The 12,128-nt window shown below is 71.7% G+C and carries 10 protein-coding genes; 6 read left to right on the forward strand and 4 right to left on the reverse strand.

From position 1 onward, the window contains the following. Window positions 1–51: 51 nt before the first annotated feature. Window positions 52–1,416, reverse strand: a complete 1,365-nt coding sequence (locus IAG44_RS22565; RefSeq protein WP_187748878.1) for an LCP family protein — start codon at window positions 1,414–1,416, stop codon at window positions 52–54. Window positions 1,417–1,627: 211 nt separating this feature from the next. Here IAG44_RS22565 and IAG44_RS22570 point away from each other — a divergent pair, with 211 nt between their 5' ends. Continuing rightward, window positions 1,628–2,917 carry a COG1361 family protein gene (locus IAG44_RS22570; protein ID WP_187748879.1) on the forward strand — a complete coding sequence of 430 codons (1,290 nt, stop codon included), beginning with the start codon at window positions 1,628–1,630 and terminating at the stop codon, window positions 2,915–2,917. A 78-nt stretch (window positions 2,918–2,995) separates the two neighbouring features. On the opposite strand, the gene IAG44_RS22575 is transcribed toward IAG44_RS22570, so the two are convergent. Next, window positions 2,996–4,657, reverse strand: coding sequence for a lysyl oxidase family protein (locus IAG44_RS22575; RefSeq protein WP_187748880.1), 1,662 nt, complete (start codon window positions 4,655–4,657; stop codon window positions 2,996–2,998). Between the two features lie 306 nt (window positions 4,658–4,963). Between IAG44_RS22575 and IAG44_RS22580 the strand changes: the two genes are divergently transcribed. From IAG44_RS22580 to IAG44_RS22595, 4 genes are all read left to right on the forward strand, one after another. Then, window positions 4,964–5,143 (forward strand): hypothetical protein, encoded by a 180-nt coding sequence (locus tag IAG44_RS22580; protein ID WP_187748881.1) that lies wholly within the window; start codon window positions 4,964–4,966, stop codon window positions 5,141–5,143. 1,234 nt (window positions 5,144–6,377) lie between these two features. Then, window positions 6,378–7,247 carry an AraC family transcriptional regulator gene (locus tag IAG44_RS22585; protein ID WP_187748882.1) on the forward strand — a complete coding sequence of 290 codons (870 nt, stop codon included), beginning with the start codon at window positions 6,378–6,380 and terminating at the stop codon, window positions 7,245–7,247. A gap of 28 nt (window positions 7,248–7,275) precedes the next feature. Beyond that, a complete protein-coding gene (locus tag IAG44_RS22590; protein ID WP_187748883.1) occupies window positions 7,276–7,665 on the forward strand; it encodes a hypothetical protein in 390 nt (129 codons plus the stop codon). After that, on the forward strand, window positions 7,662–8,624 hold the full coding sequence (locus tag IAG44_RS22595) for a phosphotransferase family protein (protein ID WP_187748884.1): 963 nt from the start codon (window positions 7,662–7,664) through the stop codon (window positions 8,622–8,624). Before IAG44_RS22590 ends, IAG44_RS22595 begins: the two co-directional genes overlap by 4 nt. Before the next feature lie 348 nt (window positions 8,625–8,972). Here IAG44_RS22595 and IAG44_RS22600 read toward each other — a convergent pair whose 3' ends face one another. Next, window positions 8,973–9,815, reverse strand: coding sequence for an NAD(P)H-binding protein (locus IAG44_RS22600; protein WP_187748885.1), 843 nt, complete (start codon window positions 9,813–9,815; stop codon window positions 8,973–8,975). A 51-nt stretch (window positions 9,816–9,866) separates the two neighbouring features. Next, entirely contained in the window at window positions 9,867–11,051 is a 1,185-nt protein-coding gene (locus IAG44_RS22605) for an epoxide hydrolase family protein (RefSeq protein WP_187748886.1), read from the reverse strand. A 63-nt stretch (window positions 11,052–11,114) separates the two neighbouring features. Between IAG44_RS22605 and IAG44_RS22610 the strand changes: the two genes are divergently transcribed. Next, a complete protein-coding gene (locus IAG44_RS22610) occupies window positions 11,115–12,101 on the forward strand; it encodes a helix-turn-helix transcriptional regulator (RefSeq protein ID WP_187748887.1) in 987 nt (328 codons plus the stop codon). Window positions 12,102–12,128 lie beyond the last annotated feature (27 nt).

Below are 12,128 nucleotides of genomic sequence, written 5' to 3' on the forward strand. Positions count from 1 at the left end.
GTCAGGGTCAAGTACGCGCGCGGCGCGGTCATTTCTCGATCCGCGGTGTTCTCAGCGGATGTCGTCCAGCTTGAGGTCGGGTCCGACGACGAGTTCGACCGTCCCCGCGCTCACCTCAGCCGACGCCGTCGGCGTCACCTTCCCGCCGAGCCGCGTCGCGAGGGCGCGCGCGCCGGTGTCGTCCACACCCTGGGGATAACGGACCGACGTCGTCGAGACGTTGGAGGACGCGTTGCCGGTGGCGACGACGGTGAAGCCGTTCTCCCTCAGCTTCGCCGCGACGTCGGCGGCCCGACCGGAGACCCCGGTGCCGTTGAGGACCCGGACGCGCACGGACGACGCGTACACGAGGTTCTTCGTCTTCGCCTCCAGCGCGCCCTTGCTCGTCTCCTGGTCCTTGGCGAGCGCGGTGAACAGGTCGGCGGCCTGCGGGTACTGCCAGGCGACGTTGGCCCGGTCGGTCGGAACGTCCGCCTCACGCGGGTAGTTGGGGACCGTGAGGAAGGCGAGCCGGTCGCTCGGGATGTCCTGGAGCTGGGAGGCGAGCGAGTACAGCGGCTTGATGCCGGCCATGTCCGGGTCCGTGGTCAGTGACTTCGTCGCCGAGTTGAGGAAGCCGTACATCGCGTCGGGGCTGCCCAGCTTGGACTTGGCCTTCTTCGCGAGGGCGTCCATGAACTCCTGCTGACGGCCGATGCGTCCGATGTCGGAGTTGTTGCCGATGCCGTAGCGCGCGCGGACGTAGCCGAGGGACGTCTCGCCGTTGATCGTCTGGCAGCCGGCCGGAAGGTTCAACTTGGCCTTGGGGGAGCGGATCGGCTCCTTCGGGCAGACCTCTATGCCGTCCAGCGCGTCGACCATGCCCTTGAAGCCGGAGAAGTCGACGGACATGAAGTGGTCGATGCGCAGGCCGGTGTTCTCCTCGACGGTCTTTATCGAGCAGGCCGCCGCGCCCGCGACCTCACCGCTCGTCCCGCCCAGCGCGAACGCCTCGTTGATCTTGAAGTGGTGTTCCTTCGACTTCGTCCCGTCTCCCTTGTCGCAGGCGGGAATTCGCACCCACGAGTCGCGCGGGAACGACACGACGGCCGCCCACTTGCGGTCGGCCGGGATGTGCAGGACGAGCAGCGTGTCCGACTGCATCGTCGTCAGGTCCTTGCCGTACCCGGCGTTGGCGCCGTCGCGGCTGTCCGAACCGACGATCATGATGTTCTTCGAGCCCGGACTCAGGTTCTCCGGCCGGTCGCCGCCGAGTTTGTCGTCGACGTCGGCGGAGGTGATGTTCCCGTTCAACTGCTGGTAGATCCAGGTGCCGGCCCCGGCGACCCCGAGCACGCCGACGCACAGGACACCGGCGCTCCACGCCAGCACCCGTCCCCGCCGCGTCAGGCGGACATCCGCCCTGCGCTTCCCCACGCCGTTCCTCCGCTCCCCCAGGCTCGTATCAGGGCCCCGCCTCCACCCGGCACGGACGCCCCACAGACAACAGACGACCCGGACAACAGGTTTCGTTGCCCTGGGAATGACCAATTCTTTTCCAGTACGACTGAAACCGCCCATCCCGTTCATCTCACCAACCTCTTACGATGATCGACTGTCACACCACAGTCGTCACCAGGGGGATCAGATGAACTCCATTCCTGTCGGCCGTCTCAGACGGTACGGCGTCAGCGGCGCGGCCGTCGCGTCGCTCGCGCTCGGCGCGCTCACCGCCCTCCCGGCACACGCCGAGGAGCAGACCGACCAGCTCTGGATCAACGCGCCGAGCGACCGCCCGGTGACGGTCGCGCCGTCCGGCGGCGAGGCGCTGGCCCAGTCCATTCCGGTCGGGCTCTACCACGACAACGACAACTTCACCGTCACCGACGGCAAGTTGACCGTCGACGCCTCCGGACTCGCCGGTGTCGCCGAGGTGTTGTGGCCCGCCAACTGCGTCCCGACCGGTGCGACGGCCGTCTGCGACGCCGGTGACGTGCCGATCCTGCGCGCCGGATTCGTCCCCCAAGTCACGCTTCAGGTACGGGCGTTGACGGGTGCTGCGGCCGGGGCGTCCGGCCGGATCACGTACGCCGCCGAGGCGACCGGCGGGCCCGACGGCAAGCTCGTCGCACCGCTGGACTCCTTCGAGACGAACGTCACCGTCGGCACCGGGCCCGACCTGGCCGTGGCGACTCCGGCCGAACTCGACGGAGTCCAGCCGGGCACCGTCGTCGACGCGCCGTTCACCGTCACCAACAACGGCGACCAGGCCGCGAACGGGTTCGGCGTCCAGATGTGGGTGTCGTACGGGCTCGACCTCGCGACGGCGTACCCGCAGTGCACGTCCGAGAACATCGACGACTTCCTCGTCCACTACACGTGCGCGTTCGACACGGTCGTCCAGCCGGGGCAGACGGTCGCGCTGCCGGCGCCGCTGAAGGTGGCCGTCACGCCGCACGCGCTCAGCGAGCGGGTCGACTTCTCCGTCGAACCGGCCGCCGGGCAGAGCGAGTTGCAGCCCGCCGACAACGGGACGATGTGGCGGGTCGACGCGGCCAACACGGCGGACTTCGCGGTGTCCGGCAGCTACGCGGGCGGGGCGGCCGGTGAGACCGTCGACCTCACGGCCCGCCTCACCGACAACGGGCCGGCCTGGGTCGCCAACATCTCCTCCGGGGACCCGGTCGCCATCCTCGACGTCACGCTGCCCGCCGGGACGAGCGCGGTGAGCGTGCCCGAGCGGTGCGAGCCCCGAGGCGCCGGGTACGCCTGCGAGTTGGGGGTCACCATCAAGCCGGGGCAGACCGCCGAGTTCCCCTTCAAGGTCCGCGTCGACAGTGTCGTCCCGGACGCGAAGGGGAAGGTGACGGCCCGGCCGCCGTTCGGGGCGGGGTTCTCGTTCGACCCTGACACCTCGAACAACTCGGCATCGTTCTAAGCACAGTTGGGGCGCCCCCCCTCATAGCGGAGGGCGCCCCGCGAAACGTGTCCGCGAGGCGCCCCAAGTGCGTGCCGGTTACGGCGCGTTGATCAGGTCGTACGGCGGGACGCTCACCGTGCGGGCGCCCGGCTTGCCGCCGAGGGTGACCTTGCGGAGGGAGACGTTGTTCTTGAGGTCCGTCTCCTGGAGGCGGTTGGACGGGTTGGCCTTGACCTCGATGTAGTACGTGCCGTTGGGCAGGTCCGTGATCTCGAAGGACTGGCCCGGCCGGTACTGGGTGTACGTGTCACCGGAGCCGACGTCCAGCACCTCGCGCACCGAGATCGAGTTCTGCTGTCCACAGGCCGTGGACAAGTCCGTGTTGTACGGGTGCCAGTTGGCGTTCTTCACCGTGTAGTCGATGGCGTCCGTGTTGGCGAGGCAGAACGCCTCCTTGCCGCTGCGGACCTCCTTCGTGCGGTCCTCGCTCAGCAGCCGGTAGCTCGCGAAGTCCGTGAAGTGCCAGTGCTCGTGGCCGATGCGCGGGTCCCACTCCATCGTGCCGGCCGGCGCGTACCCGACCTGCTTGCCGTTCGCGTCGTAGAAGTACTGGTAGGAATCCATGAGTTCGGCGCCGGGCTTGCGGAAGCCGTCGACGACGAGGGGGGCGGGGCCGGCGTTCCAGACGTTCGCGCTGAACGCGAGGTAGTCCTTGCCGGGGATGTCGCCGTCCTCGCCGTCCGTGATCTGGATGTCCCACGCCGGGAGTGAACGCAGGTCCGGCTTGGGGGTGTTGGCGGGGGCGCCCGCCTTGCCGGTCGGCTTGCTCGCGTTGGCGCGCAGCGCCGGGGCGATGCGGGAGCCGTCCGTGTGGCCCTTGCCGTCGCCCAAGTGGTGGGCCTGGCCCCGGGATTCGAGGGCGTGCGAGAGGGCCGGCGGGGTCGGGGCGTCGGCGCCCCGGGTGCCGTAGTGGTGGGCGGAGTGCTCCGTCGTGCCGGTCGCGGTGTGGCCGCTGTGCTGGGAGCGCAGGCCCTGGCCGCTGTCGTCCTTGATCTCGCGGACCGTCACCTTCACGGTCTGCTGGTCGTTCGGGATGGCGAACATGTCCCGGTACTTCTTCGCGATCGACACCTGCGCGGTGTACTCGCCGGCCGGGAGGTCGACCTGCTTGTCGTAGTCGACGGCGGTCGTGTTCGCCGCCCAGCCCTTCTCCACGCCCCAAATGGAGCCCAGGGTCCAGGGGTTGGTGGGGCAGCTCTGCGGGTAGTGCGAGGTCGCCGGGGCGTCCGGGCGGAGCCGGCCCGAGGCGTTGTTCGGGCAGAACGTGCCGTTGCTCTTCGTGACCTCCTTGCCGGTGGCGTCCTTCACGGACACCTCGACGAAGCCGGGCAGGCCCTTGAAGTCCTTTACCAGGCCCGCCGGGAGGGTCTTCGTCGTCACCTTCTTGCCGTCCCGCAGCACCTGCTGCGCGACGACCGGGTCCTTGTACGACTTGCGGGTCACCTTGAACTCGAAGGGGGCGTTGTCGACGGTGAGGTAGGTGCCGAGGTCGAGGTAGACCCCGGACTCGCCCTCCCACCGGTCGATGACGACCGACTTCGACGCGGCGACGAGCTTCAGCTGCGGCTGGCCCGGTTTCGCGCTGGGCGCGGCGCCCGCGCCGGGGGCTGCCGCCGCCACCGCGGCCACCACGGTGAGTGCGGCCCCCGCCGCCAATGCCGCGCGCCTGTACTTCTTGCGATCTTGCTGACTGGTCATCGGTTCCTCGTCTGTTCCTAGCCTGCGGATGCCTGGTCATGGCACCCGGACCGAACAGCCCCAGCTCGACCCCCACCCCACCTGCCAACGCGACGCGTCCCCACGCGCCCCTGAGATCGGGCCCGACCTGTGAGCACCCTGTGAGACAGGGATTCCTCGACGCCGGTTGCCTCGCCCCCCAAGAAGACCGAAAACTCAACCTACCGATCACCAAGGGGTGTTGTCCGAACGGCCAAAGATCAACTGGTCCCACAGCTTGATCACAGCTAGCGTCGCTCCACCGCCCCCGAGCCCGAACGGAGTCCCATGCTCCCCTTCTGGCTCACCCTCCTCCTCGTCATAGCCCTCGGGTACACCCTCGACGAGTACTGCGGCCTCACCTGGTGGCAACGTGCCCTGACCGTCTGCGCCGTCATCTTCACCCTGGAGGCCGTGAACCAGGGGGTACGCAGATGGGGACGCCGGAGAGCGACGCAACGAGGTTGACGCCGGGGGCCGTGGCCAGGGCCAGGGTTGGGATTGGGGCGGGGGCCGGACGAGGGCAGGGGCGCGGGGGCCGGAGTGTGGGCTGGGCCGCGGGGTCGGCGTGGCGCGGGTGCCGGAGCGGGGCAGGCGCGGGGCCGGAGCGAGGGTGGGCGCGGGAGGCCGGAGTGTGGGCTGGGCCGCAGGGTTGGCGCGGCGAGGGAGTCGGACGCAGCCGGGTGCCGGACGCCGAGCTTTTCGGAGGGGTGCCCCCGGGCCGGTTCACGTACACGCCCACCCCACCCGTCCTGCTGCCCTCCCCACTCCACGCCCGGTTCGCTGCAACCACTCCGCATCCCGGCAGTAGTTGGGCCTCCCGTACTGCTGCCGCACCCGCCCACGCTCGCCCCGCCGGGCCCATTCGGCATCCAGCCCACTGCGCTCGCCCCACGCCCAGCCCGCCGCGCCCGCCCCCGCAGCTGGACCGCTGCACCAGTCCCGGTCCGCCGCACCTACTCCGCATCCACCCCGCCGCACCCGCACGACGTCCGGCGGCGGCTTGGCCTCCCACGTCGCCGCGCCCGCTCCGCGTCCGGCTCGCCGTGTCCGCCCCGCATCCGGCCGGTCTCGCCCGCACGACGTCCGGCGGCAGTTGGGTCCCTTGGGTGGCGTCCCGCCCAGTGGTGTATCCGCTCGACTGTCGCGGCTTCGCAGGTCGCGGCCGAGTTCCGCCCGTCGGTCCAGGGCCGGGCGGCCCCCGCTGCGCCGACCGGCTCACGCGGCGGCGCGGGCTTCGGCTGAGCCGGCGAGCGCGGTCCGGAGCGCTCCACACCACTCGGCGGGACGCCACCCGCCGGCATGCCCGCTCGGCCACGGCGTGGACTGCTCACCGGCGCCAGCGCCGGCACCGGACCAGCGGGCCGACCTGCCGAGTCGCCGGCTCCGCGCCGGTACACCACCCGACGGGACGTGACCGCCCCTTGCGCCGCCGCGTCCGCCCCGCATCTGGCGCGCCGCGCCTGCCCCACGCCCAGTTCGCCGCAGCCACTCCGCTCCCGGCGCGCCGCGCCCGCCCCGCGCCCCGCTCTCCCGCCGCATCGGCCTCGCCCCGCCGCGCCCGCTCCGCTCCCGGCCGGCCACGTCCGCCCCGCTTCTCCCGCCGCACCCACCCCCACCCGACCGCGCCGGGCACGGATTGTCGGGTTCGGCACAGTGGGCTGCTCCTAGCGTGGTGGTCGAAAGGGAAGGGAGAGCCGGGATGCTGGAGAGGCTGAACGAGGCTCTGGAGCGGGTTGAGGAACAACTCGGGGAGCCGGTTGATGTGGGTGAGCTGGCGCGGGTCGCCGTGACGTCCGAGTACCACTTCCGCCGGCTGTTCTCGGCGCTCGCGGGGATGCCGTTGTCGGAGTACGTCCGCCGGAGGCGGCTGACAGTGGCCGGCGCTGAAGTCCTCGCGGGGGAGCGGACGTTGCTGGATGTCGCGACGCGTTACGGGTACGGCTCGACGGAGGCGTTCACGAGGGCGTTCCGCGCCATGCACGGCGTGGGCCCCGGTGAGGCACGCCGGACCGGCGCGACGCTCAGCTCGCAGCCCCGGCTCTCCTTCCGCCTCGTCATCGAAGGGAGCACCACCATGCGATACCGGATCGTGGACCGGCCGGAGTTCCGCGTCGTCGGAAAGAAGGCCCGCGTCCCGCTCGTCCACGCGGGCCCCAACCAGGCGATCGCCGAGTTCGTGCGCGGCCTCGGCCCCGAAACCCTGGCCCGGATCAAGGAGTTGTCCGACCAGGACCCGCCGGGCATCGTCCAGGTCAGCGCGGACCTCGACCCCAGCCGGGCGGAGGGCACCGAACTCGACTACTACCACGCGACGTTGACGTCCAAAGAACCCCCCGCCGACCTGGACGTCCTCGAAGTCCCCGCCGGCACCTGGGCCGTGTTCGAGAACTCCGGCCCCTTCCCCCTCGCCCTCCAGTACCTCTGGCGCGACATCTTCACCCAGTGGTTCCCGTCCAACCCCTACGAGTCCCGCCCCGGCCCCGAGATCCTTCAGGTCACCCTGAACACCGACGCCACCGAAGCGGACGCGTCCCTGTGGATCCCGGTGACCAGGACGGCGACGCCGTGACACACAACGCGCGTTCACCGCACCCGAGTTGACGCGTATACGCTCGACTCTCCGTAACCGGGCCGGCGCCGTCCACCTGGCCCGTATCCTCCTGCCGGCCTGGACCGCGCTCGTGCCGGCCGCCACGATCACGCCCTCACAACCGCCCGGCACCTCCGGCTACAACGTCTTCTGGGTGCCGGGCCAGGGTCTGTGGGACGACTGGGACGGTGGCGTCTCCGCCACCGAGCGCGCCATGATCCTGCGCCTGCAACTCGCCGACGCGGCGATGTTCATCCCCCTGGGCACCCTCCTGACGTTCACCCGCCCCACCCTCACCCCGGCCCGCACCACGCTCGCGATGTCGACCGGCCCCAGTGGCCGCCACAGGCTCGCGGACACCGGCGGACGACCGCACCGGGCGAAGATGAACCCGTGAACGTAGATCGCGGGGACTACCCCGCAGGTATTACCCCCTGGGACGACGCACCCTGGCGTGCCGAAGCGCTCGCGTGGGTCCGGCAGCAGACGGGCGGCGTCGACGAGTCGGACGTCAGGATCCGCCTGCGCCCCTGGTCCGTGCTGGCGCGTTTCGGGGACGTGTGGTTCAAGGCGAACCCCGGAGGCAGCCGTTTCGAGGCGGCGTTGGGGGAGGGGCTGGCGAAGTGGGTGCCGGGCCGGGTGCTGGAGCCGATCGCGGTGTGCCCGGACCGGGGTTGGGGGCTGTGGCCGGACGGCGGTGAGGTGATGACCGGCGCGGACCTGTCTGCGTGGGCGGAGATGCTGCGCCGATACGCGGAACTGCAACGGGAGTTGACCCCGCACGTCACCGAGATCGAGGCACTGGGCGTACCGTCCGCCCGCCCCCGGGACATCCCGGCCACCTTCGACCGCCTGGTCGAGGAGAACCCCACCCTGGATCGCACCACGAGAGCCGAACTACGCGCGAGACGCAGCCAGTTGACGGACTGGTGCGACGAACTCGCCACCTCCGGCATCCCCCTCTCCCTGGACCACTCCGACCTCCAGCCCGCCCAGGTCCTCGCCCGCCCCCCGTACCGCCGCTTCACCTTCTTCGACTGGGGCGACGCCACCCTCGCCCACCCCTTCACCAGCCTCCTCGTCCCCACGAGGGTCGCCACCCGGCACCACGGCCCCGAAGCGGCCCCCCGCCTCCGCGCCGCCTACCTGCAACCCTGGATCGCGGACGGCCACCCCACCCCCCACCTCCACAGAACAGCCGCCCTGGCCTGCCGGGTAGGAGCCGTCGGAAGAGCCGCCGCCTGGACCCACGTCTTCCCCACCGAACAGGGCATCCCGCAGGAGAACTTGAGGGCATCCGCGGCATGGCTGCACGAACTGTTCACCGAGGACCCGGAGCGGTCGCCACGGGGATGACGACGCCGTCGGTGTTTCGTCACCCGAACGCCCCGCTCCCCGCGCCCGGACGGCGCGCCCACCGAGACCGAGGCGAAGAACACCACCTGCGCCTGCCCGGACGCCGGGTCCCCGGCGGCCGACGACGCCGGCCTCCCCCTGCGCCAGGGCGAACCCATCGCGCCGGCCGACGAGCACGGCTCCGGAAGGACCACCCGGGCCCGCGGCCGACATCCACCTCGGCCGGCCCCACGGTGACGACGACATCTCGCTGCCCCGGGCCGCGGGCGCGGTCCGGCCCGTCGCCCCGGCACCCGCGCCCCCGTGCCGCCCCCTCCGCCCCCCCGGCTGATGCCCCCGCCCCGTCGCTCAACCCCCGAAGTCGCCCCGATGATCCGCGGCCCACCGGTCGTAGCCTCGCGCGGGATGCCCGGTGATCCGCTCGACGACGTCGTTGACCGGCGCGGGCTTGCCGACCGCCTGCGCCATGAGGGCGAACAGCGCGGCCAGGAACTCGCCGTCCATGAACCGGCTCATCTGCTCCAGCACGGGCTCCGGATCGAGGTCTTCGACGGTGAGCGGCCGCCCCAGCGTCTCGCCGAGGACGCGGACCTGCTGGGCCTGGGTCAGCGACTCGGGGCCGGTCAGGTCGTAGGCCCGCCCCGCGTGTCCGCCGTCGATCAGGATCCGCGCGGCCACCTCGGCGACGTCCCGCTCGTGCACGGCGCTGACGGCCGCTTCGGTGTACGGCGCGCGAATCACGTCACCGCCCTGGAGCTGCATCGCGAACGTCAACGAGTTGATGGCGGGGAACAGCAGCCGCAGGAACGTCCACTCGATCCCGGACGCCTCGACGGCCCGCTCGACGTCGCGGTGGTACTGGGCGATGACGTCGGGCTGTCGCTCGGCGCCCGGGACGACCGCCCCCGAGGACAGCAGCACCAGCCGCCGCACCCCGGCCCGGCCCGCGGCGGCCAGCAGCGGAGCGACGTCCATCCCGTACTGGAGAACCAGAAAGGCGGCCTCGACGCCGGCCAGCGCCGCCGGCAGCGTCTCGGGCTCGGTCAGATCGGCCCGGACGACGTCGACCTCCGGCGCGAACCCGGCCCGCTCCGGAGCACGGGTCAGCGCCCGCACCGGGACACCCGCGGCGACCAGCTCCTCCACCGCCTGACGTCCGAAGTGAGCGGTGGCACCGATGACGAGATACATGGGGTTTCCTTTCGTGCGCTTACAGAGGGTTTGTCGGCAACCGGCGGCGGATCAGCGGACCTTGCCGAAGAACTGCCGGATGTCACCGACGAGCAGATCGGGAGCGTCGTGCGCGGCGAAGTGCCCGCCCCGGTCGTAGACGTTCCAGGAGACGATGTTCGTGTGGTCGCGGTCGGCGAACGCCCGGACGGACTGGAAGTCCCAGGCGAAGTTGGCCAGGCCGAGGGGCACGGTGGTCGGCTCGGGCACGGAGGTGCCCCGGCCGTTCGACTTCTGCCGGACGGGGGCCGTCGCCGCGTCCTCGTAGTAGAACCGGGCGGCCGAGGCGGCCGTGTTGGTCAGCCAGTAGACGGCGACGTTGGTGAGCACGTAGTCCGGGTCGAGCGACGGACCGAGCAGTTGCGCGTGCCAGCCCAGCAGGCCGGCCGGGGAGTCGGCCAGGGCGTGCGCCAGGTTCTGCGGCTCGGTGGACTGGAGCTTGTCGTACGCGCCCCGGTTCTGGGTGAACCACTCGGCGAACGCGAGCTTGCCGCGCTCCTCCTCGGAGAGAGCGGCCAGCTCGGCGGGGTCACCCGACGGGAACGAGAAGACCTGCGTCACGTGCACGCCGCAGACGTGCTCGGGGTCGACCCGGCCCACCTCGGGCGAGATCAGCGACCCGCCGTCGTTGCCGACCGCGCCGTACCGGTCGTACCCGAGCCGGCGCATCAGCTCGGCCCAGGCGCGGGCCACCCGGTACCGGTCCCAGCCGCGTTCCCGGGTCGGCCCGGAGAAACCGAAGCCCGGCACCGACGGAATGACGAGGTGGAACGCGTCCGCCGGGTCGCCGCCGTGCGCCCGCGGGTCGGTGAGCGGGCCGATCACGTCCAGCCACTCGACCACCGAGGTCGGCCAGCCGTGGGTCAGGACCAGCGGCGTCGCGCCCGGCTCCGGCGACCGCACGTGCAGGAAGTGGACGTTCTGGCCGTCGATCTCCGTGGTGAACTGCGGGTACGCGTTCAGCTTCGCCTCCCAGGCCCGCCAGTCGTAGCCGGTGCGCCACCGCTCGACCAGCTGTCTGACGTAGCCCACCGGGACGCCGTACTCCCAGCCGGGCGGCACCGGGCCGGCCGGCGCCGGCCCGCCCGCGGGCAGTTCCTCCGCCCACCGGGTCCGCGCCAGCCGCTCCTGGAGGTCGTCGAGGTCGGCCTGGGGGACGTCGATCCGGAACGGGGTGATCGTGCTGTCGTTCGTCATGGCCGTCAGCGTAGGATCCCTTTAGGCAAGGTCCGTTCCTAATGAACCGGCAGACTCCGAAGCATGTTGGAAACCTCGGCGCGGCTGCTGCGCCTGCTCTCCCTGCTCCAGACGCCCCGCGAGTGGACCGGCTCCGAACTGGCCGAGCGGCTGGCGGTCAGCACCCGCACCGTCCGCAACGACGTGGAACGCCTGCGGAACCTCGGCTACCCGGTGCACGGCACCCGGGGTTCGGTGGGCGGCTACCGGCTCGGCGCCGGCGCGGCGCTGCCGCCCCTGCTGCTCGACGACGAGGAGGCGGTCGCGGTGGCGATCGGGCTCCGCACCGCCGCCGGGGGCACCATCACCGGGGTCGAGGAGACCTCGCTGCGCGCGCTGACCAAGCTGGAACAGGTACTCCCGGCCCGCCTCCGGCGCCGCGTCGACGCCCTCAAGCAGTACGCCGTGGCGGTGCCCCGGGACGACCCGGGCCCACGGGTGGACGCCGACACGCTGAGCACCCTCGCCGCCGCCTGCCGGGACCACGAGCGCCTGCGCTTCGACTACCGCCGCCACGACGGCTCCGAGAGCCGGCGCGAGGTCGAACCGTACCGGCTGGTCAACTGGGGACGCCGGTGGTACCTCGTCGGATTCGACGTCGCGCGGAGCGACTGGCGGACGTTCCGGGTGGACCGCCTCCACCCCCGCACCCCGACAGGCCCCCGATTCACCCCCCGCGACCTCCCCGAGGAAGCCGTCGACCAAGTACGCCGAGGCGTCTCCTCGGCCGCCTGGCGCTACCGGACCCAGGTCATCGTCCACGCACCGGCCGACCAACTCGCCGAGCGCATCACCCCCGCCATCGGCACCATCACGCCGGTCGACGCCACCCACTGCCTCCTGGACACCGGCGCCGACAGCATCGAAGCCCTCGCCGTCCACCTCGGCCTGCTCGGCACCGACTTCACCGTGACCCACCCCGCCGAACTCGTCGCCCTCGTCCGCACCCTCGCCGACCGCTACGACCGCGCCACCGAGCCCCGGCCGCCTCAGCAGCCGGGACCCGCGTGAATCACCCTGCGCAGGCGATCGAGGACG

Origin of the sequence: Streptomyces roseirectus (genome assembly GCF_014489635.1) — a bacterium.
Classification (GTDB): domain Bacteria; phylum Actinomycetota; class Actinomycetes; order Streptomycetales; family Streptomycetaceae; genus Streptomyces; species Streptomyces roseirectus.

What these genes read in the sequence shown, in the direction of transcription:
- IAG44_RS22605 (WP_187748886.1), bottom strand. Translation starts at nt 11,051, where the DNA reads ATGACGAACGACAGCACGATCACCCCGTTCCGGATCGACGTCCCCCAG.
- IAG44_RS22600 (WP_187748885.1), bottom strand. Translation starts at nt 9,815, where the DNA reads ATGTATCTCGTCATCGGTGCCACCGCTCACTTCGGACGTCAGGCGGTG.
- IAG44_RS22610 (WP_187748887.1), top strand. Translation starts at nt 11,115, where the DNA reads ATGTTGGAAACCTCGGCGCGGCTGCTGCGCCTGCTCTCCCTGCTCCAG.
- IAG44_RS22575 (WP_187748880.1), bottom strand. Translation starts at nt 4,657, where the DNA reads ATGACCAGTCAGCAAGATCGCAAGAAGTACAGGCGCGCGGCATTGGCG.
- IAG44_RS22580 (WP_187748881.1), top strand. Translation starts at nt 4,964, where the DNA reads ATGCTCCCCTTCTGGCTCACCCTCCTCCTCGTCATAGCCCTCGGGTAC.
- IAG44_RS22585 (WP_187748882.1), top strand. Translation starts at nt 6,378, where the DNA reads ATGCTGGAGAGGCTGAACGAGGCTCTGGAGCGGGTTGAGGAACAACTC.
- IAG44_RS22570 (WP_187748879.1), top strand. Translation starts at nt 1,628, where the DNA reads ATGAACTCCATTCCTGTCGGCCGTCTCAGACGGTACGGCGTCAGCGGC.